Consider the following 22,489-nt stretch of genomic DNA (forward strand, 5'->3'; position numbering starts at 1 on the left):
GGTTCGTTCGGGCATTATTCGCTGACGAGCGTGGTAACGGGGATCACACTCAGGTCAGGTTTAGCTACAGACTTGGTAACAAAGGAGCGACATGTCGGGCCTCGTGGTCGTGCTTCTCGTGCTCATGGGTGGCCTCGCCGCCGCTCTGATCCTCGCCACGGCCCGCCCCCGCCACACACGCCGGCCGAACATGTAGCACCCTGGGTTGATGCGCTTCGCCACCTGGAACGTCAACTCGGTCAAGGCCCGGCTGCCGCGGCTGCTGGAGTGGCTCGACACCACGAAACCCGACGTCCTGTGCCTGCAGGAGACCAAGGTCGCCGCCGACGGGTTCCCCAGTGACGAGGTCGGCGAGCTCGGGTACGGCGTGGCCGCGTACGGCCAAGGTCGTTGGAACGGTGTTGCGATCCTCTCCCGGGTCGGCCTCGACGACGTGCGCCGGGGATTCCCCGGTGAGCCCGGCTATCCGGACCCGGAGGCGCGGGCGATCGGCGCCGTCTGCGACGGCATCCGCTTCATCTCGGTGTACGTGCCGAACGGGCGCACCCCCGACGACCCGCACTACGAGTACAAGCTGCGGTGGCTGGCCGCGCTGCGTGACGCGCTCGTCCCCGAGGTCGCGGCCGGGCCGGTCGTCGTCACCGGCGACTACAACGTCGCGCCGACCGACGACGACGTGTGGGACCCGGCCGTCTTCATCGGCTCCACCCACGTCACGCCCCCGGAGCGTGCGGCCCTCGCGGCGATCCGTGACGTCGGGCTCACCGACGTGGTGGCCCGGCCGCTCAAGGGCGACCACCCGTTCACCTATTGGGATTACCGCGCCGGGATGTTCCATCAGAACAAGGGCATGCGGATCGACCTCGTCTACGCCTCCCCCGCGGTCGCCGGCCGGGTGACAGATGCGGTGGTGGACCGCGAGGCGCGCAAGGGCAAAGGCCCCTCCGACCACGCGCCGATCGTGGTCGACCTCGGCGACTGACACGGCCGGTCACCCCGGCCGCACCCGGCCGTCCCATCGGAAAGCACGTAGGCTCTGCTGATCAGAGAAACATCCGGCGGGGAGAGACGGGAGGGAACATGACAGCGCATTCGCCGGTCACCACCGGCGACGAGCTCGTCGCAACACCCGCACCGGCCCTGCTTCGCGCCGCGCTCGACGCGGCGAGCGAGGCCGTACTGCTGTGCGGTACCGTCGATGACAAGATCCTGCTGGTCAACACGGCCGCGGCGACCCTGGTGCCCGGCCTGGCCCCCGGCGGTCACGCCGCCTCCGGCCCGCTGCCCGGCCTGGCCCGCGCGGTCGCCTCCGGCGACGACGACTTCACCGACGAATACGCCGGGCGCCACCTCCACGGCCGGCGCCGCGCCCTCGGCGACGACCACTACGGATGGTATCTGCGCGATCGCACCGACGAGGTGGTTCGGGCCGACGCGCTCCAGGCCGAGCGGGCCCGCACGGCGTTCCTGGCCGAGGCCGGCCGGCGCCTGTCGGCCTCGCTCCACCAGGGCCGCTGCCTGCGGATCACCGCCGAGCTGGCGGTGGCCCACCTGGCCGACGCCGCGATCATCGTGCTGCCGGTCAACCGCCGGCACAGCCAGTGGGTGCGGCTCGTCGCCGGCGGCACCGTCCAGGAGGGCCGCCTGCGGGAGAACGTGCTGCCCGGCGTGCCCGGTTTGGTCGAGGTGCTGGGCGGCTTCCCGCCCATCCCCAGCAAGTGGCTCGACGCCGCCCAGGCGCCCGAGTGGCTGCTGCCCGACGGCTTCGGCCCGATCGGCGCGCTGCTCGTCACGCCCCTGCCCGGCAACGCCGAGCCGGCCGGCGCGCTGATCCTGGCCCGCCGCGGCGCCCTGGCCCAGTTCAGCACCGAGGACGAGATGCTGGCCCGCATCTTCGCGGCCCGGGCCGGCGCCGCCATCTCGGCCGCGGGCCTCTACCGCGAGCAGGTCGACACCACCGCGGTGCTCCAGGCCGACCTGCTCCCACCGGAGCTGCCCCAGCCCGACGGCATCGAGCTCGTCGGCTCCTACCAGGCGGCCAAGGACGCGCTGCGCATCGGCGGCGACTTCTACGACGTCTTCGGCCCGACCGAGAAGAGCGCCGACACGGTCATCGCCCTCGGCGACGTCTGCGGCAAGGGCCCCGAGGCGGCCGTGCTCACCGGCAAGGTGCGCCAGACGCTGCGCGCGCTGCGCCTGGTCGAGGCCGCCCCCGGCGACATGCTGCGGGTGCTCAACCAGGCTCTGCTCCAGTCCACCCGCCAGCACCGGTTCGTCACCATGGTGGTGGGCTCGGTCAGCCGGGCCGACCACGGCCGGGTCCACCTGACCCTGGCCACCGGCGGCCATCCGCCGCCCCTGGTGCTGCGCACCGACGGCACGGTCGAGGAGGTGCCGACCAGCGGCACGCTGATCGGGGCGGTGGCGCGCACGGTCGTGCGGCCGGCCGACGTGGAGCTCGCCCCCGGCGAGCTGTGCCTGCTCTACAGCGACGGCCTGACCGAGGCGCGGGGCGGTGCGTCGGGCACCGAGGAGTACGGCGAGGCCCGCCTGCGCGACGCCCTGTCGGAATGCCGGGGCATGCCCGGCGCGGCCACTGTGGAGCGCATCCGCCAGCTCGTCTCCGACTGGGTGCACGGCGGCGCCCGCGACGACATCGCGATGCTGGCCGTACGGGCACCCGACCGCACCCAGCTCAGCCTCCGCACGGGCGCCCGCAACGCGTCACCGTTCGCCATCGACGCGCCGCGGCGAGGTGACCGGCGCGTCAGGCAGCGGACATGACGGTACCCACGTCGTTCCGCTCCGGCCTGGCCGAGGACTACCTCCAGCTGGTCGGCGACAGCGACGAGTACGGCGCGGTCGCCCTGGTCACCGAGCTGCTGGACGCGGGCGTGGCACCGCAGCGCATCATGATCGACCTGATCGCCCGCACCCAGGCCCGCGTCGGCGAGCTGTGGGCGGCCAACGAGTGGTCGGTCGCCCGCGAACACGCGGCCACGGCGATCAGCGAGCGGGCCCTGGCCGCGGTGGCGGCCCGCACCATGGTGCGGCCGAGCCGGGGCAGCATCACGATCGCCTGCGTGGACGGTGAGTGGCACGCCCTGCCGGTGCGCCTGCTGGCCGAGATGCTGCGCCTGGACGGCTGGCGGGTCGACTTCCTCGGCGCCAACGTCCCCGGCCAGCACCTGGTCACCCACCTGCACCAGACAGGTCCCGACGCGGTCGCCCTGAGCTGCATGATCGCCACCCGCCTCCCCCGCGCCCACGCGGCGATCACAGCGTGCCGCGCGGCCGGCGTCCCGGTGATCGCGGGCGGGCGGGGCTTCGGGCCGGGCGGCCGCTACGCCCAGCACCTGGGCGCGGACGCGTGGGCGGCCGGCGCGGAGGAAGCGGTGCAGCGCCTGGCCCGCAACTGGCCGCCGCACTCCCCCGACCCGCAGTTGTCGGCGTTCCTGGGCGACGAGGAATACACGTACGTGGTCCGCCACCGGGGCGACCTGATCGGCACGGCGATGAAAACGCTGGCGCAGACGTATCCCCGCCTGCGCGAATACAACACCCGCCAGCTCGACGCGACCACCGAGGACCTGTCGCACATCGTCGACTTCCTGGCCGCGGCCCTGTACGTCAGCGAGACCCAGATCTTCACCGACTTCATCACGTGGACCTCCGCCGTCCTGGACGCCCGCGGCGTACCGCCGGTGGCCCTGCGCGTGGGTCTGGAGGCGGTCCGCTCCCAGCTGCACGACTACCCCACCGCCGTAGCCGTCCTCAACGCCGGCACCCACCTGGTGAAGTAGTCCCCGCACCTCCTTCCCTCCCCTTCGCCGCGGCCCTTCCCGCTCCCTTCGCCGCGCCTCGGATCCCTCGAATTAATTCGCTCGCGCTGCGGCCGCCGGACGACTAGCGTTCTGCGCATGATCTGATCGCTCCTCCGGCCCGCCCTTCCGGCCGCCAGGGTGCCCGTCCGCGGGCCCGGCGCCGTCGACTGCTGGTGTGTGCCGTTGATCGTGCTCGGTTCCGGGTGTTCCGGTGGTTGTCCGCCGTGGAGACGCCTCAGCGCCGACACCCGGAGCGCGTTCACTTCTCTTCCCACGGCTTCGCACTGCCCGGCCCGGCGTTCGCGCCGGGCCCTGAGGAGGCCCGCATGCCTGCCCAGCCCTTCACCGTCCACGTGGACGCCGACGACCTCGCCGCCAACGACCTGGCGGCCAACCTGTTCGGCCCGTCCACGCCCAGCACCACCGGCCGCCCCGGCACCGCGGCCGGCGCCCAGCACCACGGGGCCCGCGACTCCCGGCAGGACGCCCGCGAACGTTCCGGCCGCTCCCGCTCGGGCCGCGCCGCCGGCGCCGCTTCCGGCCGCTCCTACGCCTTCCGCCGCAGCTAGGCCACCATCGCCGGCGCGCTCACGGTTCCCCGTGGCGCGCCGGCCTTCCTCACCGCGCCGGCCTTCCTCACCGCGCCGGCCTTCCTCACCGCGCCGGCCTTCCTCACCGCGCCGTCCTTCCCCACCGCGCCCGGCCTTCCCCACCTCGGCCGCCCGCCTAACCACGCCGGCCTTTCTTCACCGCGCCGGCCCGCCTCGCCGCACCCACCCCACCTCGCCGCGCCGCGCCCACCCCGCCTCGCCGCACCCACCCCGCCTCGCCGCGCCGCGCCCACCCCGCCTCGCCGCACCCACCCCGCCTCGCTGTGGCCGCCCTTCCTCGCCGCCGACTTTGCGTCGCCAGAGCTTCTACGGGGCGAGCCAGCGGTCCGGTGGCACCTTCGCATAGTCGGCGAGGCTTTCGACGAAGGCCGGGAAGTCCGGATGGGCCGGGCCGATGATCCATTTCGGTGGGTGCACGGGATTGCCGGCCAGCAGGGACGACAGCTCCCGGAACGCCTCCGCCGCCTTCACCTGGCGGCTCCACAGCAGCAGCGGGCCGGGGACTCGTGTGGACAGTCGCTGCCCCAGCGCCGTCACGACGATGTGGCTGGCCATCTCGGTGTCCAGCAGGCACAGTGTCGTCCCGGTGGTCAGGGCCAGCGTCGCGAAGGTCTCCCGCACGGACGGCGACATCAGGAACAGCCGGCTCTGGCCGGTCGTCGCCGGCATGAAGTCGAACCGCAGGTGATCGGGCAGGATGGTGTGGTCGTCGCTGACGCTGAGATAGATGTAGCCCACCGTGACGCGCGGGCCGGGCTCCTCGTCGTCGTAGTCGCGCAGCGGCCCGTCCACCGGGAAGCTCAGCGACAGGTCGAAACTCCGTCCCATCCGGTCGGCCGCGGCCACCTCGAGTTCGATCGCCCGGTCGCCGATGAATCCGTACGTCCCCGGCATCGTCATCGACGTGCCGCTGGGCAGGAGGATGGTCGTCAACCGTGACAGCTCGGGATCGCACAGCTTCGCGACCTCGGCCAGGAAGACGTCGGCGTCGCGCCGATGAACGTAGAACTCGTAGCTGAAGTCGATGCCCATGGATCCCCCCGCGTCGATGCGGATCATACGATCCCGGCATGACGGAGACGATCGATTACGCCACGCCCGGCCCCCTGACGACGATCGACGCCGCCGGGCTTCCTCATGAGCCTGTCGCGCTGTGCCATCTCGTACATGATCTCGTCATCCAGCCCCATGACGCCCAGGGGCTCGGCGTCCCGCAGGAGCGCTTCGCCGAGAATCAGCTGCGCCCCGCCGGCGCCATCGTCGGCGCGCTGCTCGCCCTCGACCCGGCGCCGCTGACCACCGCCCGTCCACCGGAGCGCCGCGTCATCGGCACGTGCCGCCACTTCGCCGTGCTCGCCACCGCCCTGTTGCGCCATCGCGGCATCGAGGCTCGGGCCCGGTGCGGCTTCGCCACGTACTTCCAGCCCGGCCAGGGCCTGGACCACTGGGTCACCGAATATCGGCAGGGCGGCCGCTGGATCCGGATCGACTCCGAGATCCTGGGCGGCACCCTCGTACAGCGGCCCGATGATCTCGCCGAAGGCGAGTTCCTCACCGGTGGCGAGGCCTGGAGCGCTTTTCGCGCGGGCCGCATCGACCCGGCGCGCTTCGGGGTGTACGGCACCGAGAACTGGGGGCCGGCGGAGATCCGCGGCAATGCCGTCCGTGACCTCGCCGCGCTGAACAAGGTCGAGATGTTGCCGTGGGACGAGTGGGGCCGCATGACGGCGTCCTATGAGGGCAGGACCGGTTTGGAGTACGACGCGTTGATGGACACGATCGCAGCGGTCACCGCCGACGGCGATCCGCGTGCGGTGGCCGCCCTCTACCGCGTGGAAGATCTCGCGATCCAGTCTTTCAACTGATTGGTTGACACGCTCCCGAGGCGGGTCTACCGTTACTTTCAACCGATGAGTTGAAAGAAGGTCGACATGGCGGCGGAGGGGCTTTCCAAGGCGTTCGCCGCCCTGGCCGATCCGACCCGGCGCGACATGGTGGCCCGGCTGGCCGGTGGTGACGCCACGGTCGGGCAGCTCGCCGAGCCGTACGAGATGTCCCTGCAAGCCGTCTACAAGCATCTGAAGGTGCTGGAGGAGGCCGGGCTCGTCAGCCGCCCCCCGGGGCCGCAGCCGCGGTCCGTGCGGCTCGAGCGGGACGTCTTCGACGAGATCGGCGGATGGGTCGAGCAGTACCGCCGCCGCACCGAGGCCCGCTACCAGCGCCTGGACGCGGTGCTCGCGGTCATGAACGAGGGAACCGACGAGGAGAAGGGCAAGTGAGATGAACGAGGCACGGATCGAAGCGGACAAGGACCTGCCGATCATCCGGATCACCCGGGACTTCGCGGCCACACCGGAGCAGCTCTTCCGGGCACACACCGACCCCGAGCTGTACGCACAGTGGGTCGGCCCCGACGGGACCAAAGCGCAGATCGACCGGTGGGACGCCACGACCGGCGGGGCCTGGCGCTTCACGGGGTCGGCGGGCGGCCAGGAGTACGGCTTCCACGGCTGCTTCCACGAGGTGAGCCCCACCAGGATCGTCCAGACCTTCACCTACGAGGGCGATCCGGACGGGGTGTCCCTCGAGACACTGACGTTCGAAGACCTGGGCAACGGCCGCACGAGACTGCACGGCCAGTCCCTGGTCGAGAGCTTCGAGGCCCGCGACGCCTGGCTCGAGAGCGGCATGGAGACCGGCGTCAACGACGGCTACGCCAAGCTGGACGCGCTGGTCGCCAAGGGCGCGATCTGACCGGTTCCGGCCGCGCGTTGCTTCGGCCCGCGGCCACCGATAGCGTGCGCGACATGACTTTCCTCTGCTGCTGCGCCGCCGCGGGGCGGACCCGCCGCTCCTGAGCGGCGGGCAGCCTCCACATCGTTGCTCCGCCGCTTCCCGCGTCCCGGGCCGGTCTCACACACCGGCTTCGTCGTCATGGAAACGGAGCATTCGCATGTCCCACCGCATTCGGCCCCTCGGGCCGGCCGATCTGGAAGCCGTCGTCGACCTGTCGCTCCTGGCCTGGGAGCCGGTCTTCGCCTCGTTCGAAAAGGTTCTCGGATCCGCGATCTTCGACCGGCTCTACCGCCCGGACTGGCGCACCGCACAAGCCGCCAGCGTTAGGAAGCACTGCCTCGCCGACGGCGCCGAATCGTTCGTCCTGGCCACGGCCGACGGCGTCCCCGCCGGTTTCGTCGTGCTCCGGCAGGAGCGGGAAGAGTCGCTCGGGATCATCGAGATGATCGCCGTGCACCCGGAGCATCAGCGTCGTGGTCACGGCCGGTCCCTGATGGAGTTCGCGATCCAGCGGCTGACCGATCAGGGGCTGGAGCTCATCAACGTCGGAACCGGCGGCGATCCCGGCCACGCGCCCGCGCGCGCTCTCTACGAGGCGGTCGGGTTCACCGGGCTTCCGCTCGTGAACTACTACAGGTGACCGCGGGGAACAGGGCGGCTCGCGCCGCCCTGTTCGCCGTCAGCGGGTCAGCCCAGTTCGGCGTAAACGTCGTCCAGGCGGCCGTGGTACATGTCGGTCTTGGTGTTGAAGTTGGGCCCGCCGATGCGCAGCGGCAACGGGTTGCTGATGTTGAGGTTGGACGGGATGGTGGTCGTGCCGCGGACCACGTTGTCCACGTAGACCGAGAGGCTGGAACCGCTGCGCTGGCAGAGGATCTTGTGCCACTGGCCGTCGGCGACCGAGGCGGCCGAGCGGGCCACGTAGATGGTGGCGGAGCCGGTGCCCACGACGGCGCACTGCGCCTTGCCGTTGGTGCGGCCGACCTGCATCTTCCACTGGCTGGCGGTGGTGGCCACGCCCTTCTGCATGATGTTGGCGGAGCCGGTGATCTGCGCCTTGGTCAGCTGGATGCGGGCCGACCAGCGGAACATCCGGGTGCCGGGGTTGAGGTCGGCGTCGTCGGGGGCTTCGAGGAGGCCGCGCGGGCAGGTGGTGGCGGTGGTGGCGCAGGCACCGGGGAAGCTGGCGTAGCGGCCGGTGGGCGTCCCGGCGTCGAAGCGGATGACGCCCTGGTCGACGGAGCGCACGGTGAGGGCGGGGCCGCGGCCGGAGGTGTCGGCGATGCGGCCGTTCACGGCACCGGCGTCGAAGGTGTAGCGAGCAACCAGCGCGGGCGCGGCAGTGGTGGCGGCCGGCCGAGCGGCAGCGGCAACAGGAGCAGCGGCAGCGGCAGCGGCACCGGCAACGGCACCGGCGGGAGCGGGCGCCGCGACCGGAAGCGCACCGGAACGAGGAGCCGCGGCGGCGGCCGCAGGCGCGGCAGCCGGAGCAGCGGCACCAGCAGCAGCGGCGGGAGCAGCGGCGGCGGGAGCAGCGGCGGCGGGAGCCGGGGCTGCCAGTGCGCCGGAACGAGCAGCGGCGGGAGCGGCGGCGGCCGGGGCGGTGGTGGCCACCGGGGCGGCGCCGGGGCGGACGGCGGTCGGAGTTGTCACCGCGAGGGGCGGAGGCGTGGTGGCCGCGGGCGCGGGGAGCCCGGGAGCGGCCATCGCGGGCGCCGGGACCGCGAGACCGGCGAGCGCAACGAGGGCATAAGCCATTTTCATACGTATAACTTCACGTATAGGTGGCGAAAGGGCAAAGGACCGCTTTCGGCGTTTCGGCGGGATTCCCCCGCCCGGACGGGCGAGCCCGTCCGGGCGACGGGAGATGCCCGTCCGAGGGATCAGCACCAGCCCGGCCGGGTTACGGCGAGCTGGGCCACAGCAAGGGAGCGCGGCCCACGGAGCAGGAGCGCAGCTCCGAGAAGGCGGTGAAAAGCGGGCCAGGAAGGCACGGGAGCAGGCCAGGAAGGCACGGGAGCAGGCCAGGAAGGCGCGGAAGCAGGCCAGGAAGGCACGGAAGCCGGCCAGGAAGGTTGGTCCGGCCGGCGGGCGGTCAGAGGACCTCGTTCTCCAGGGCCAGGCGGCAGACCGCGACCAGGCGCAGGACGTGCCACTCGGCGGCGAGCCAGTCGGCCGAGCGGACCGGGGCCGTGCCGGGAGACGGCAGGGTGCGGCCCATGCGGCGCGCGCCGGCGGCGATCGAGCGGGCGTACGAGGCCAGGCCGTCGGCGTCGGGGGCCTGGTCGGCGTCGGCCAGGGCGTCGCGGACGCCGGCCGCGTGCTGGTCGATGAGGGCCAGGACGCCGGGATCGGCGAGCGCGGCGACGATCCCGTCGACGCCCACGCGAGCCATCATCTCGTCGAGCGTGCCGGCGGCCGGCGAGGTCGGGACAAGAGCGGAAATCGGGGCGAAGGCCAGGAATTCGTTCGTCATGCGGAAGAACTTATGGCCTCCGGCAACCCCACGACAGGGGGGTAACCGAACGGCACCCGAGCGCTCCCCACGCTGCTACGCAGGCAGTTGATCCATCGCCTTGTAGATCCTTTTGTCCGAAATCGGATAGGCGGTTCCCAACGATTGGGCGAAGAAGTTGATCCTCAGCTCCTCGATCATCCAGCGGATCTCGTTCAATCCCTCGGAAGCCGCCGACGATGACGAGGCGCGCAACTCGCGGTACTCCGACTCGATCTCGTGGATCTGCGCCATCAGCTGCCGGTCGCGGGCCAGGTTGCCGCCGAGGCGGTCCAGCCGGTAGACGATCCCCCGCAGGTAGCGCGGCAGATGATGCATCTGCCGGAACCCCGTCTCGGTGACGAACCCGGCGTGCACGAGCCCCTTGAGCTGCTGCCGGATGTCGGCCAGGGCCGGCAGCAGCGCCGGGTCACGCAGCGATTTCAACCTCTGTTCGACGTCGTACGCCGTCGCGAGCACCGCCTGGACCTGCGTCACCACGTTCGCCACGGCGTCGACCAGGTCCTGCCGCACGGCGTCGCGCAGCGACGCGAACTCGATGGACGACCACACCGGGCCGCCCGCGTCGGCCACCAGCTTGTCGACGGCCGCGCCCGCGCAGTCGTCCAGCAGGTCGGCGATCGAGCGGTACGGGTTCGCCCGTGACAGCTCGAGCTTGGCCCGGTTGTCGAGCCGCCCCTGCAGGTAGCGGGCCGCCGGCGGCAACGTGAGCAGCAGCAGCTTGCGGGTGCCGGCGGTCATCGCCGTCCGCTGCTCGGCCTCGGTCTCGAAGACCTTCACGGCCACGCTGTCGCCCTCGTCGGCCAGCGCCGGATAGACGTTGACCTCGTAGCCGCCGCGGACCTGGGCCACCCGCCGCGGCAGCATGCCGAAGTCGTTGGTGGTGATGCCGCGGCGCTCGATGTCGCCGGCCGCCTTGGAGATCGTCGCCTGGACCTTGGGGGCGAGGCTGCGCCGCAGCACCTCGAGGTCGCGCCCCTCCCCCAGCGTCTTGCCCTGCTCGTCGACGACCCGGAAGTTGACCCGCAGGTGGTCGGGCACCTGGTCGGGGCGCCAGGCGTCGCGCGGCACGATCGTGCCGGTCAGGCGGCGCAGTTCGGTGCCGATCGCGTCGGGCAGCGGGCCGCGGCGGGCCGGCACCCGGTCGAGCACGGCCTCGGCCCAGTCCGGCACCGGCACGAAGTTGGTGCGCAGGGCCTTGGGCAGCGCTCGGATCAGCGCGATCACGACCTCCTTGCGGAAGCCGGGCACCGACCAGCCGAAGTCCTCCGGGTCGAGTTTGTTCAGCAGCGCCAGCGGCACCTCGACGGTGACGCCGTCGGCCGCCGTGTTCGGCTCGAACTCGTACGACAAAGGCAGTTTGACGCCGTTGGCGAGCCAGGCGTCCGGGTACGCGTTGGGGTCGACGGAGTCGCGCCCGGCGTTGACCAGCAGCTCACGGGTGAAGGTGAGCAGGTCGGGCTGGGTGCGGCGGGCGTTTTTCCACCACGCGTCGAAGTGGCGGGCCGAGACCACGTCGGCCGGGATGCGGGCGTCGTAGAGCGCGTAGACCGTCTCGTCGTCGACCGCGATGTCGCGCCGGCGCGCCCTGTTCTCGATCTCCTCGATCTGCTCGAGCAGCCGGGCGTTCTCGGCGAAGAACTTGTGGTGGGTCTCCCAGTCGCCCTCGACCAGCGCGTGCCGGATGAACAGCTCGCGCGAGGCCACCGGGTCGACCTTGGAATATCCGACTTTGCGGCGAGGAACGATCGGCAACCCATAAAGAGTTACTTTTTCGTACGCCATGACGGCGCCCTGTATCTTCTCCCAGTGCGGTTCGCTGTAGCTCCGCTTCACCAGGTGCGGGGCGAGTTTCTCGGCCCATTCGGGCTCGATGCGCGCGTTGACCCGGCCCCACAGACGGCTGGTCTCGACGAGCTCGGCCGACATGACCCATCGCGGCTGTTTCTTGAACAGCGCCGAGCCCGGGAAGATGGCGAACTTGGCCCCGCGGGCGCCGAGGTATTCGCGTTTGTCGGTGTCTTTGAGCCCGATGTGGCTGAGCAGGCCGGACAGCAGCGCGGTGTGCACGTGCTGGCCCTCGGCGACGTCCTCGCGGTCCTCGGACAGGGTCAGTCCGAGGGTACGGGCGACCTGGCGCAGCTGGGCGTAGATGTCCTGCCACTCGCGGACCCGCAGGTAGTTCAGGAATTCCGTACGGCAAAGCCTCCGGAACTGGTTTCCGGAAAGCTCCTGCTGTTTCTCGCGCAGATAGCGCCACAGGTTGAGGTAGCTGAAGAAGTCCGATTCCTTGTCGGTGAACCGGGCGTGTTTCTCGTCGGCCTGCTGCTGCTTGTCGGCCGGGCGCTCGCGCGGGTCCTGGATGGACAGCGCGGCCGCGATGACCATGACCTCGGCCACGCACTCCTGCTTGTCGGCCTCCATGACCATGCGGGCCAGCCGCGGGTCGACCGGAAGCTGGGCGAGCTGGCGGCCGAGCGGGGTCAACCGGCGCTCGTCGAGGGCGCCCAGCTCCTCGAGGAGCTTCACGCCGTCGGTGATGTTGCGGCGGTCCGGCGGGTCGATGAACGGGAACTTGGCCAGGTCGCCCAGGCCCAGGTTGGTCATCTGCAGGATGACGCTGGCCAGGTTGGTCCGCAGGATCTCGGGCTCGGTGAACTCGGGCCGGCCGAGGAAGTCCTCCTCGGAGTAGAGCCGGATGCAGATGCCGTCGGCCACCCGGCCGCAGCGGCCCTTGCGCTGGTTGGCGCTGGCCTGCGAGACCGGCTCGATGGGCAGCCGCTGCACCTTGAGCCGGTTGGAATACCGGCTGATCCGGGCGGTGCCGGGGTCGATGACGTAGCGGATGCCGGGCACGGTCAGCGACGTCTCGGCGACGTTGGTGGCGAGCACGACCCGGCGCTGCGAGTGCCGTTCGAAGACCTTGTGCTGCTCGGCCGCGGAGAGCCGGCCGTAGAGCGGCACGATGTCGGTGTTGCGCAGGTTGCGCTTGGCCAGCGCGTCGGCGGTGTCGCGGATCTCGCGCTCGCCGGAGAGGAAGACCAGGATGTCGCCGTCGCCCTCGCGGCCCAGCTCGTCGACCGCCTCGGCGATGCCGTCGACCTGGTCGATCGGCTCCTCGGTCTCGTCCTCGGTGTCGACCGTGATCAGCGGCCGATAACGGACTTCGACCGGGAACGTCCGGCCGCTTACCTCGATAACCGGAGCCGGTTTGCCAGATTTGTCGGCAAAGTGCGTCGCGAAGCGGGCGGTCTCGATCGTGGCCGACGTGATGATCAGCTTGAGGTCGGGGCGCTTGGGCAGCAGCTCCCGCAGGTAGCCGAGGATGAAGTCGATGTTGAGGCTGCGCTCGTGCGCCTCGTCGATGATCAGCGTGTCGTACCGCCGCAGCATCCGGTCGTTCTGGATCTCGGCCAGCAGGATGCCGTCCGTCATCACCTTGACCATGGTGTCGTCGCTGACCTGGTCGGTGAAGCGCACCTTGTAGCCGACCGTGCTGCCCAGCGGCCGGTCGAGCTCCTCGGCGATCCGCTCGGCCACCGTGCGGGCGGCGATCCGCCGCGGCTGCGTGTGCCCGATCTGCCCGCGCAGGCCGCGGCCCAGCTCCAGGCAGATCTTGGGGATCTGCGTCGTCTTGCCCGAGCCGGTCTCGCCGGCCACCACGACCACCTGGTGGTCGCGGATGGCGGTGGCGATGTCGTCCTTGCGCTGACTGACCGGCAGCGACTCGGGATAGGTGATGGTGGGTACGGAGGCGAGCCTTGACGCCAGGCGGGCGGCGGCCCGGTCGGTGTCGGCCGCGATCTCGGTGAGCACGGCCGTACGCGCCGCCTCGTCCTTGATCTTGCGGGTGCCCTCGAGCCGGCGCGTCAGCCGGCGCTCGTCGTGCGGGAGAAGCTCGGCAATCCGGCTGCGGAGCTCGGCTACGGCCGGTGGGGCAGGTGTTATCGACATGGCGCGACAAGAATAGGCGGATCTCGGCGCAAACGCCTGGTGATTAACGCCCCAGGCCGTCGACGGCGGCCATCTCCTCGGACGTGAGCTCGAAACCGGCGATGTCGGCGTTGCGGGTGATCCGCTCCGGCGTCGACGACTTGGGGATCACGACGATCTCGTGCTGGACGTGCCAGCGCAGCACCACGCGGGCCGTGTCGACGCCGTGAGCGGCCGCGATCCTCGTCAGCACCGGGTCGTTCAGGTTGGTCGTCTTGAACGGCGAGTAGCCCTCGAGGACCACGCCGCGGTCCTTGTGCGCCCGGACGAGCCCGGCGTCGTACAGCGAAGGACCGAACCTGATCTGGTTGACCGCGGGCGTCACCCCGGTCTCGGCGGTGAGCTCGTCGATCTCGTCCGGACCGTAGTTGCTGACGCCGATGGCGCGGGCGAGACCGGCGTCGCGGATCGCGATGAACTCCTTCCACACCTTGACCGAACGGCCCCGGTGCGGCGGCCAGTGGATCAGCCACAGGTCGACCGCGTCCAGGCCCAGCGCGTGCAGGCTGGCCTCGATCGTCCGGCGCTCCTTGCCGGCCCGCTCCGGCGGCAGCTTGGTGGTCACGAAGACCTCGTCGCGCGGCACGCCGGAGTCGGCCAGCGCGCGGCCGACCTCCTCCTCGTTGCCGTACATGGTGGCGGTGTCGAGATGCCGGTAGCCGGCCTCGAGCGCGTCGCGGACGGCCTGGTAGGCCTGGTCGCCGCGGATCTGCCAGGTGCCGAAGCCGAGCAGGGGCATCTCGACCGGGGTGCCGTCGGCGGCCTTGGCAAGCGGCAGGGCAGGAATCGTCATACGACTCATCCTGCCCCGCGATCCGCCGGCCGACACCTACTGATCACTCCGCGGTCGCCGGCGGCCGCTCGGGCACGGGCGCCCGCAGCGGCACCGCGGCCGGGTTGTGGCCCGACGGCACCGAGGACGGCAGCGCCCCCAGCCCGGGCAGCCGGGTGTTCTCCATCGCCGCCCGCTCGGCCAGCGCGCGTTCCAGCGCGGCCCGGGTGGCCGCCTCCTCGTCCGTCTCCGCCTTGCTCATGTCGGAACCCCCTTCTGTCGGTACGGGAATGGTGAAGTGGAACCGGGTGCCTCCGCCCGGGTTGTCGGCGACGCCGATCTCGCCGCCGTGGCGCTCGACGATCCGCTTGCAGATGGCCAGGCCCAGACCGGTGCCGGCGTATCCGGCGGCGCTCTGGGCCCGGTGGAAGCTCTCGAAGATCTGGGGCTTGTCCTCGTCCGGGATGCCGATGCCGCGGTCGGCGATCTCGACACGGGCCCACCGCTCGCCGGCGACCTCGCCGGTCACGTCGACCCGCGGCGTGGTGCCGGGGCGCACGTACTTGAGGGCGTTGCCGACGAGGTTGTCCAGGACGTGCCGCAGCATCGCCGGGTCGGCGCTCACCTCGGGCATCGGCCCCACGTACACGTCCGGCCTCTGCTCGGCCCGCAGATGCTCGACCCGGTCACGGATCACCTCGGCCAGCAGCGCGCCGAGGTCGACCGGGCGGGTGCGCAGCGGCGCGTTGCGCGCGGTGCTGTAGGCCAGCAGTGTGTCGATGAGCCCGCCCATCCGGTCGACCGCCCGCACGATGCGCTGGAGGCTGTCGCGCACGTCCTCCCCGGCGTCCGAGGGCGGCACGTCGGCCAGGTCCTCGATCGCCGCCTCGCAGTGCCCGCGAATCACGGCCAGCGGCGCCTTGAGGTCGTGCGCCACCACCCCGGCGAACACGGCCAGGTCGCTCTCGTAGCGCCGCAGCTCGGTGATGTCGTGGAAGACGGCGACCGCGCCGCGCTGGCCGGCGCTGGTGTGCAGCGGGCGCCCGTCGACGCTGAGCAGGATGCCCTCGGGCCGGCGCGGGTTGCGGATGACCATCTCCACGCCGTCGGACAGCTCGCCCCGCAGCGCGCGCATCAGCGGCAGCTCGTCGAGCGGGAACGGGGTGCGCCCGTCCGGCCGGTAGATGCCGTAGTGCTGCTGCCAGTCGTCCGGCGCCTCCGCGTCGTCCATCCCGCCCAGCAGCTGCCGGGCCGCCGGGTTGTGCAGCAGGAAGGCGCCGTGCTCGTCGACCACGCCGACGCCGTCGCCGATGCTGTTCATGATCGCGCCGAGCAGGCCGGCCTGGCGCCGGCTCTCCGCCTCGGCGTCGCGCAGCTCGGCCGTGCCCTCCTCGACCTTGGCCAGGGCCCGGGCCTGCCCGGTGGCCAGGGTGTGGACGAGCCCGGCCAGGATCAGGCTGACGGCGATGCCGCCGAGCAGCACGCTGAGCGGCAGCGGGCTGGTCGCACCGGGCAGCAGCTTCGCATCGGCCCGGGTGATCAGCGTCCACTGCCGGTCGGCCACCGTGAAGTCGCCGCGCCGCTCCAGGTCGGCGTCGCCGCCGACGGAATAGTCGGCGACCACCGGGCGGTCGCCGTCGCGGTCGGCGGCCAGCAGCGTGGCGTCGAGCTGGCCCTGGCTGACGGTGGCCAGCACGCCGCTGAGGAAGTCCTGGCCGCGCAGGCCCAGCACCATCCAGCCGCGGAAGCTGGGTACCGGGGCGCGGGACCAGACGGGAGCGGCGAACAGGAACGAGTGCTGCTGCTGAGCCGTGGGCAGATTGCGGTCGCGCAGCAGGACGTACGTGTCGGAGACGCTGGGCTGGCCGATCCGGCGGGCGTCCTGAAGGGCCGCGGCGGCCTCCGGCGCGGCCGACACGTCCAGGCCGTTGAGGGCCGGCCCGGCCGAGTTGAGCGTCCGCGTGTAGACCGAGAAGTAGTGCTCGCCGGAGCCGACCGGTTTGAGCTGGAGCCCGTCCGAGCCCCGGTCGCGCCACAGCTTCTGCACCGACGGGATCTCGGCGGTGGTGGCCGGCACGACGAAGGCGAGCGAGGCGGCGCCGATGAGGTCGGCCGAGGACAGCGGGGCGGTCGCCGCGTCGAAGTCGGCCCAGGTCAGGTCGTCGTCGGTGCCGAGGCCGGCCGCGGTCGCCTCGGTCAGGGCGCGGAACCGCTCGGTCTCGGTCTCCACGGCGGCCTGGGCCATGGCGGTGCGCTGGTCCATGACGCGCTCGGCGGTCTCGTCCTGGGCGGTGCGCATGCCCACGTACACCAGCCCGAAGATGACGAGGCCGACCAGCGCGACAATGACGGCCAGCACGAGGCCTCTCTTTTCCACCGCCACAAATGTGAGCTTAAAACGCAAATCACCCCCGTCGGCCGGGTTCGGCCGACGGGGGTGAAGCTCACTTCCAGGTGTCGTACTGGTACAGGTTCCGCTGCGCCATCAGGGTCGTGATCTTGGTGTAGTAGTTCGGGTCGGTGGCGTAGCCGGCCTTCCACACGTTCCAGATGAACTTGTTCGCGTCCTTGGTGTAGGTGAACGCGGGCTTGTAGCGGCTGTTCACCCGCAGGAAGCTGCCGTGGTCGCGGAACGAGTGCGCCATCGAGGCGTACGTCCGGAAACTCGCCACCGTGGTGAAGCAGGAGCCGGCCTTGGTGCACTCCTGGGTGGTGTAGTCGTGGCAGCCGTTGGCCAGCGTGCCGTACCGGCCGGTCTGGCACTTGATGCCGAAGTAGTTCTTGTCGACCGAGGCCAGGCCGCTCTTGCCCCAGCCCGACTCGAGGATCGCCTGGGCGATCGTGACCGACGCCGGGACGCCGTACTCACGCCAGCCGCGCTGGGCGCCCGGCACGGCGGCGGCCAGGAACTGCTCGGGGGTGACGGTGGTGACCACGGGAGTTTTCACAGCGCCGGGACACTGCGCCAGGGTGGCCGTGACGACGTACGCATGCGAGATGTAAGAACCATCGGAGAGCTTGTTCCATTGCGAGGTGGTACGAACCGTGCCGCTCACCGTCGAGCCGACGACGCCGCAGACACCGTTGACCTTGGCGCCGGTCGCGACCGAGCGCTTGACGGGCGCGGTCGTCGACGGGGCCGTCCGGATGTTGACCTTGCCGTCGGAGCTCTTGACGGTGCCGACCTTGTAGGTGGTTTTCACCGGCGTCTTGGTCTTGACCGCTGAAGCCTGCGGCGACGCGGTGGCGCACTTCTTGATGGCCGCGCTTCGGAGGTACGAGTGGGTGACGTAGCCGCCGGTGTTCAGGCGGTCCCACTGGGTCGTGGTGCGGACCGAGCCGCGGACGCTCTGGCCGGTCACCGAGCAGGCGACCGAGACCTTCTGGTTGTCACGCAGCGAGCCGACCACCTTCGCCGCCAGCGACGGGGCGGAACGGACCTTGAGCGTGCTGCGGACGTCGACCGTGGCCGTCACCCCAGCCGCGGAGGCCGTCTGAGGTACGGCGAAAAGGCCGGCCCCCACGGCGAGCGCGAGCATCGGTCCGGCGAGCCGGCGGGTGTACTGCCTCATGAAAAACGTCCCCCTTCGTTCTGCGTCCGTTCGAAGGTGGGGGCGCGGCGTTGCGGGTCCAGAGCGATCCGGGGTGCAGAAACGTTGCCTCGCCGTCCCGCTGTGGCGAAAATGTGCCGCAGGTGACGTTGTGCCGTGTGATGCGGACGCTTGAAAATTCATCCGGCTGGGAAATGCGCGTACCGCCGTTGACCGCGACTCGCAGAAGGGCAGCCTGCCGATGACGGCCCTGGCGTCCCCGTCGTTACCCGAGACCCGCACCCGAGGTGCCGGTCATCTGGTCGCTCCGCTGGCCACATTCGTGCTGGCGGTGGCGGCCCTGTACGCGGTGTGGCGTGTCGCCATCCGCACGTCGCTGGGTCAGCGGGCCGACACGGCGGCGATGAACGGCGCCGACGTGGGTCATCCGAGGGTGGTGGAGGTGCTCGACCGCACCCTGAACGGCACGACGCTGGCCACCCTGGTGCTGGTGTGCCTGTTCGCGGCCGTGTTCGGGGTGCTGCGCAAGAGGGCCGACCTGGCGGTCGGCGCCGCCCTGATGGTGATCGGCGCGAACGCGACGGCCCAGCTGCTGAAGATGTCCCTCTACCGGCCCGACCTGGACGGCACGGACATGCCGAACTCGTTCCCGAGCGGCCACACGGCGGCCGCGGCGTCGGTGGCGTTCGCGGTGATCCTGGTGCTGCCGCAGGCACTGCGGGGCACGATCGCGCTGGTCGGCTTCGCCTACGTGACGGTGATCGCAGTGGCGACGGTGTGGGCCGAGTGGCATCGCCCCAGCGACACGCTGGCCGGCCTGCTGGTCACTCTGGCGTGGGGTGCGGTCGCGGTCTTTGTCGTACGGGTGTGGCGGCTGCGCACGCCAGGGGTGTCGCGCCGCCCGAGCCGCGTGGCGACGCTCCCGCTGATCCTGGCCGGCGCGGTGACGGCGATCGCCGCGGCGTTCGGCATCGCGGCGGAGGCCATGCTCGACGACCTGCCCGGCCGCTTCACATTCTTGTCCGGCTCGGCGGCGATCACCGCCGCCACGGCCGGCGTGTTTCTCGTCTGGGTGTGGCTGACGGCCTCACCGGGCGCCATTCAAGGAGGCACCAAGTGACCACACCGAACACCCCTGACAATTCCGCCGTGCCTCCGGGCCCGTCCGGCGTCCCGTCCTTGCCCGCCCAGAACGTGGCCGCGGCCCCGACCCCGACGGTGGTGGTCGGAACGTTCCCCGAGTACGCGCTGGCCCAGCAGGCAGTGGACCTGCTGTCGGACAACAAGTTCCCGGTGGAGCGCACAGCCATCATCGGCACCGACCTGCGCCTGGTCGAGAACGTGCTGGGCCGCTTGACGGTGGCAAGGGCGGCCTTGGCCGGCGCCGCGTCAGGAGCGTGGTTCGGCTTGTTCATCGGCTTGCTGTTCGGCTTGTTCAGCGACTCGAACTGGTTCGCGGTGATCCTGTCCACGTTGCTGATCGGCGCGGTCTGGGGCGCCATCTTCGGCGCCATAGCCCACGCCGCCACAGGAGGCCGCCGAGACTTCGCCTCCCGCAGCTCCCTACAGGCAGGCCAGTACGCGGTAACAGCCGACGCCGAGGTGGCCGCCCAGGCCCAGCAGCTCCTGGTCCAGCTGAACTGGCGCGCCTCCGGCGCCCAGTAACCACCACCCCACGGAGGGCCCGACCCAACAGCGGTCCGGGCCCTCCGCCGTATCCACACTTCCCCACACCACCCCCACCACCCTTTCGAACCCGAGCCTCTGCCAGCGGGCTCTCCATGCGGCCCTTCTTGCCCTTTCGGTTTGGCTCCCCCGACGCTTTTCTGCGGCCTTCCCCTCACTACTTTCCGCGCAGCTCCCCCATGCTTTACGCGCGGCCTCCCTCCATGCTTTCCGCGCAGCCTTCCCGTCAATACTTTCCGTGCAGCCATCCCCGCGCTTCCGCGCGGCCTTCCCGTCGATACCTTTCCGCCCAACCTTCCCTGCCCGTCACTCCCACCGAGCCCTTTCCCGCCCACCCTTTCCGCCCGAACCGGCGGCGCCCAATTGGAGGACTCCCTTCGACGGAACCAATCCCATTCGCAGAGAAATGTGACACTCCCGCCACCACAAAATAACCATCCGCGCAATCCACCGGCCCGATCAGACGCCAGCCATCAGCCGCTCGCGGCGATCCCGGCATACGTAATCGAGCACGCCCAGCCAGCCAGGCGGCAGCAGCCGAGCAAACTCCATCGGCAGTACCCAGGCGCGAACACAGGCCACACACCCCCGCCACGCCCACGACAACTCGACGAGCCGGCCCTGCAGGCACACCTTCCCGATCGAGACCCGAGCAAGCACAGCCTTTCCGCCCGCATCCAGCTCTGGCGCTGGCGCTCCGCCCACATCCGGTTCAGGCGCTGGCGCCCCACCCACGTCTCGCTCAGGTGCAGCCTCCTCGGAGATGGCCCCTCCAGGCGTGACCCCGCCACCCGCGCCCTGTTCTGGCGTAGCTTCCCCGCCTGCCGCGCTCGGCCCCGGCGCAGCTTCCCCACCTGCCACACCTCGCCTCGGCGCAACTTCCCCACCTACCGCACCTCGCCTCGGCGCAACTTCCCCTGCCGCGCTCTGCCCCGAAACGGCTTCCCCACCTGCGGCGCCCTGCCCGGAAGCGGCTTCCTCGCCTGCCGCGCCCTGCCCCAGCGCAGCTCCCCCGCCTGCGGCGCCGTGCCCCAGCGCAGCTTCCTCACCTGCGGCGCCCTGCCCAGGAGCGGCTTGCTCACCTGCCGCGCCCTGCCCCAGCGCAGCTTCCCCGCCCGCAAACTTGGGGAGCACAACCTGTCCGGGGGCGGCCTCAGGCGGGACCCCCTCAGGCGCGGCCTCCTTCGACGCCAGCTGCTTGGGCGCGGTGTGCCTCGGCATCGAATGTGGTGGCGCGGTCTCCCTGAGGTCGTCCTGCCAAGAAGCCGTCCGTGCGAGTACGGCCGGCGGCGTGGGCGACGCGGCCGTGGCGAGAGGGGCGGTGGCGGCCGGGCGGTTCGGGGCAGGCTCTGTGGTCGTCTGCCTCGTCGGCGCCGGCTGTGGCGGTGGGATCATTTTGCGCTGACGCGCTGCCCGGGCGAAATGAGCCTCGGCCGCTGCCACGCTGCCGAACAGACGCTGCAGCTTCTGCGCGTGTCGTGCCTTCAATCCCCAATAGCGGCGCGTTTCGTGATCGCAGCGGAATTCCGCGGCACTGGGAGAGTAATTCCGCGCCTTGGTGGGGTCGCGCATTTCCGCTACTTCTGCACGGGTGAAGACCTGCAACTGCGCCATAAGCAATTGTCCCGCGAACGGGGTGACTTGCGTCAGTTTACGATCATGCCAACTTCAGCTGATTACTGCGGCGCGCACCGCCGATATCAGATTCAAAGGTTCAGCTCCAGCCCTCGGAGCCAATTCACAGAGATAGCACAGTTACGATGACTTACTGCTTTTGGTGGGCCACGCGGGTCGCGCGCACGAAGCGGCGGCACCGTTGCGGATCGGGCGACCGAACGGTTGCTCTTCCGGGAAATACGCGGCCATCTCGCAGATCGACCACGCCACGCAGGCGGGTCACGCAGACGGGCCGCGCAGACGGACCGCGCAGACGGACCGCGCAGACGGACCGCGCAGACGGACCGCGCAGACGGACCGCGCAGACGGACCGCGCAGACGGGCCGCGAACAATGCTGCGGGCCGCGAGCTGAAGGCCGCAGACAGCATGCCCGAGACGGCGGCCCGAAGATGAGGGCTGAAGCGAGATCTGAGGGCCGAAAGCTGAGGGCCGAACTCCCGAGGGCGAAAGCCTGGAGGCGAAGACCTGGGGCGAAAGCCTGGGCGCGAACGCCTGGGCGCGAACGCCTGGGCGCGAACGCCTGGGCGCGAACGCCTGGGGGCGAACGCCTGGGGCAAGGAGATTTGGGGCGGAGAGCCAAGCAACGGAGACAGTGACGGGCCTCAGGTGGGTGCCTGAGGCCCGGAGACGGCACTGCTTACTCGGCTGGTCATGCGCAAATTTTTGGTCAGAGGCCGGCGCGGAGTTCCTGGCGGAGCTTGGTCAGCGCCTTGGTGAGCAGCCGGGAGACGTGCATCTGGGAGATGCCGACCTGGTCGGCGATCTGCGACTGGGTCAGGTTGCCGTAGAAGCGCAGGGTGAGGATCTTCTGCTCGCGCTCGTCGAGGGTGGCCAGGGCGGGGCCGAGGGCGACGCGGGTCTCGGCGAGTTCGAACTCGGTGTCCTCGCCGCCGAGGGTGTCGCCGAGCTCGGTGGTGCCGTCGGCCGAGATCGGGGTCGACAGGGAGGTGGCGTTGTAGGCGCGGGCGCCTTCGAGGCCTTCCAGGACGTCTTCCTCGGTGACGCCCAGGTGGGCGGCGACGTCGGCGACGGTCGGGGAGCGGCCGAGGCTGTGGGTCAGGGT

19 protein-coding genes are annotated in these 22,489 nt (G+C 70.9%); 10 read left to right on the top strand and 9 right to left on the bottom strand.

The genetic code is table 11. From position 1 onward, the window contains the following. Nucleotides 1-208: 208 nt before the first annotated feature. The 4 genes from CRP55_RS49255 (at nucleotide 209) to CRP55_RS49270 (ending at nucleotide 4,393) form a co-directional block, all read left to right on the top strand. The gene (locus CRP55_RS49255) at nucleotides 209-982 is read left to right on the top strand and encodes an exodeoxyribonuclease III (protein ID WP_097329029.1); all 774 of its coding nucleotides are present in this window, start codon (nucleotides 209-211) and stop codon (nucleotides 980-982) included. Between the two features lie 98 nt (nucleotides 983-1,080). After that, on the top strand, nucleotides 1,081-2,784 hold the full coding sequence (locus tag CRP55_RS49260) for a PP2C family protein-serine/threonine phosphatase (RefSeq protein WP_097329030.1): 1,704 nt from the start codon (nucleotides 1,081-1,083) through the stop codon (nucleotides 2,782-2,784). After that, a complete protein-coding gene (locus tag CRP55_RS49265) occupies nucleotides 2,781-3,803 on the top strand; it encodes a cobalamin B12-binding domain-containing protein (RefSeq protein WP_097329031.1) in 1,023 nt (340 codons plus the stop codon). The genes CRP55_RS49260 and CRP55_RS49265 overlap by 4 nt, the downstream gene beginning before the upstream one ends. A gap of 347 nt (nucleotides 3,804-4,150) precedes the next feature. Continuing rightward, nucleotides 4,151-4,393, top strand: coding sequence for a hypothetical protein (locus CRP55_RS49270; RefSeq protein ID WP_097329032.1), 243 nt, complete (start codon nucleotides 4,151-4,153; stop codon nucleotides 4,391-4,393). 348 nt (nucleotides 4,394-4,741) lie between these two features. Here CRP55_RS49270 and CRP55_RS49275 read toward each other — a convergent pair whose 3' ends face one another. Then, nucleotides 4,742-5,467 carry a hypothetical protein gene (locus CRP55_RS49275; RefSeq protein WP_143235510.1) on the bottom strand — a complete coding sequence of 242 codons (726 nt, stop codon included), beginning with the start codon at nucleotides 5,465-5,467 and terminating at the stop codon, nucleotides 4,742-4,744. Nucleotides 5,468-5,505: 38 nt separating this feature from the next. Between CRP55_RS49275 and CRP55_RS49280 the strand changes: the two genes are divergently transcribed. The 4 genes from CRP55_RS49280 (at nucleotide 5,506) to CRP55_RS49295 (ending at nucleotide 7,871) form a co-directional block, all read left to right on the top strand. Further along, entirely contained in the window at nucleotides 5,506-6,300 is a 795-nt protein-coding gene (locus tag CRP55_RS49280) for a transglutaminase-like domain-containing protein (RefSeq protein ID WP_097329034.1), read from the top strand. A 66-nt stretch (nucleotides 6,301-6,366) separates the two neighbouring features. Further along, a complete protein-coding gene (locus tag CRP55_RS49285) occupies nucleotides 6,367-6,714 on the top strand; it encodes an ArsR/SmtB family transcription factor (RefSeq protein ID WP_097329035.1) in 348 nt (115 codons plus the stop codon). A gap of 1 nt (nucleotide 6,715) precedes the next feature. Beyond that, nucleotides 6,716-7,189, top strand: coding sequence for an SRPBCC family protein (locus tag CRP55_RS49290; protein ID WP_097329036.1), 474 nt, complete (start codon nucleotides 6,716-6,718; stop codon nucleotides 7,187-7,189). A gap of 199 nt (nucleotides 7,190-7,388) precedes the next feature. Beyond that, nucleotides 7,389-7,871 carry a GNAT family N-acetyltransferase gene (locus tag CRP55_RS49295; protein WP_097329037.1) on the top strand — a complete coding sequence of 161 codons (483 nt, stop codon included), beginning with the start codon at nucleotides 7,389-7,391 and terminating at the stop codon, nucleotides 7,869-7,871. A gap of 47 nt (nucleotides 7,872-7,918) precedes the next feature. Here CRP55_RS49295 and CRP55_RS55475 read toward each other — a convergent pair whose 3' ends face one another. The 7 genes from CRP55_RS55475 to gsmA form a co-directional block, all read right to left on the bottom strand. Beyond that, nucleotides 7,919-8,527, bottom strand: a complete 609-nt coding sequence (locus CRP55_RS55475) for a LamG-like jellyroll fold domain-containing protein (protein ID WP_245923975.1) — start codon at nucleotides 8,525-8,527, stop codon at nucleotides 7,919-7,921. Beyond that, nucleotides 8,524-8,730 (bottom strand): hypothetical protein, encoded by a 207-nt coding sequence (locus CRP55_RS55480; RefSeq protein ID WP_245923976.1) that lies wholly within the window; start codon nucleotides 8,728-8,730, stop codon nucleotides 8,524-8,526. The genes CRP55_RS55475 and CRP55_RS55480 overlap by 4 nt, the downstream gene beginning before the upstream one ends. A gap of 596 nt (nucleotides 8,731-9,326) precedes the next feature. Beyond that, a complete protein-coding gene (locus CRP55_RS49305; protein WP_097329038.1) occupies nucleotides 9,327-9,707 on the bottom strand; it encodes a DUF6401 family natural product biosynthesis protein in 381 nt (126 codons plus the stop codon). Between the two features lie 75 nt (nucleotides 9,708-9,782). After that, complete coding sequence (gene hrpA / locus CRP55_RS49310) at nucleotides 9,783-13,700, bottom strand: ATP-dependent RNA helicase HrpA (protein WP_097329039.1); 3,918 nt, start codon at nucleotides 13,698-13,700, stop codon at nucleotides 9,783-9,785. A gap of 43 nt (nucleotides 13,701-13,743) precedes the next feature. After that, nucleotides 13,744-14,532: an aldo/keto reductase gene (locus tag CRP55_RS49315; RefSeq protein WP_245923978.1), complete on the bottom strand. Its 789-nt coding sequence runs from the start codon at nucleotides 14,530-14,532 to the stop codon at nucleotides 13,744-13,746. A 43-nt stretch (nucleotides 14,533-14,575) separates the two neighbouring features. Beyond that, on the bottom strand, nucleotides 14,576-16,888 hold the full coding sequence (locus CRP55_RS49320; protein ID WP_245923980.1) for an ATP-binding protein: 2,313 nt from the start codon (nucleotides 16,886-16,888) through the stop codon (nucleotides 14,576-14,578). A gap of 67 nt (nucleotides 16,889-16,955) precedes the next feature. Beyond that, nucleotides 16,956-18,083, bottom strand: a complete 1,128-nt coding sequence (gene gsmA, locus CRP55_RS49325) for a sporangiospore maturation cell wall hydrolase GsmA (RefSeq protein ID WP_097329040.1) — start codon at nucleotides 18,081-18,083, stop codon at nucleotides 16,956-16,958. 220 nt (nucleotides 18,084-18,303) lie between these two features. On the opposite strand from gsmA, the gene CRP55_RS49330 reads away from it, so the two are divergent. Then, nucleotides 18,304-19,182, top strand: coding sequence for a phosphatase PAP2 family protein (locus tag CRP55_RS49330; protein ID WP_097329041.1), 879 nt, complete (start codon nucleotides 18,304-18,306; stop codon nucleotides 19,180-19,182). Further along, nucleotides 19,179-19,727, top strand: coding sequence for a YflT domain-containing protein (locus CRP55_RS49335; RefSeq protein ID WP_097329042.1), 549 nt, complete (start codon nucleotides 19,179-19,181; stop codon nucleotides 19,725-19,727). The genes CRP55_RS49330 and CRP55_RS49335 overlap by 4 nt, the downstream gene beginning before the upstream one ends. A 2,366-nt stretch (nucleotides 19,728-22,093) precedes the next feature. Here the strand turns inward: CRP55_RS49335 and CRP55_RS49345 are convergent. Next, on the bottom strand, nucleotides 22,094-22,489 hold a 396-nt coding region (locus CRP55_RS49345; RefSeq protein ID WP_143235512.1), incomplete at its 5' end, for a sigma-70 family RNA polymerase sigma factor.

The sequence above is a fragment of the Paractinoplanes atraurantiacus genome (assembly GCF_900215205.1).
In the GTDB taxonomy this organism is placed as follows: Bacteria; Actinomycetota; Actinomycetes; order Mycobacteriales; family Micromonosporaceae; genus Actinoplanes; species Actinoplanes atraurantiacus.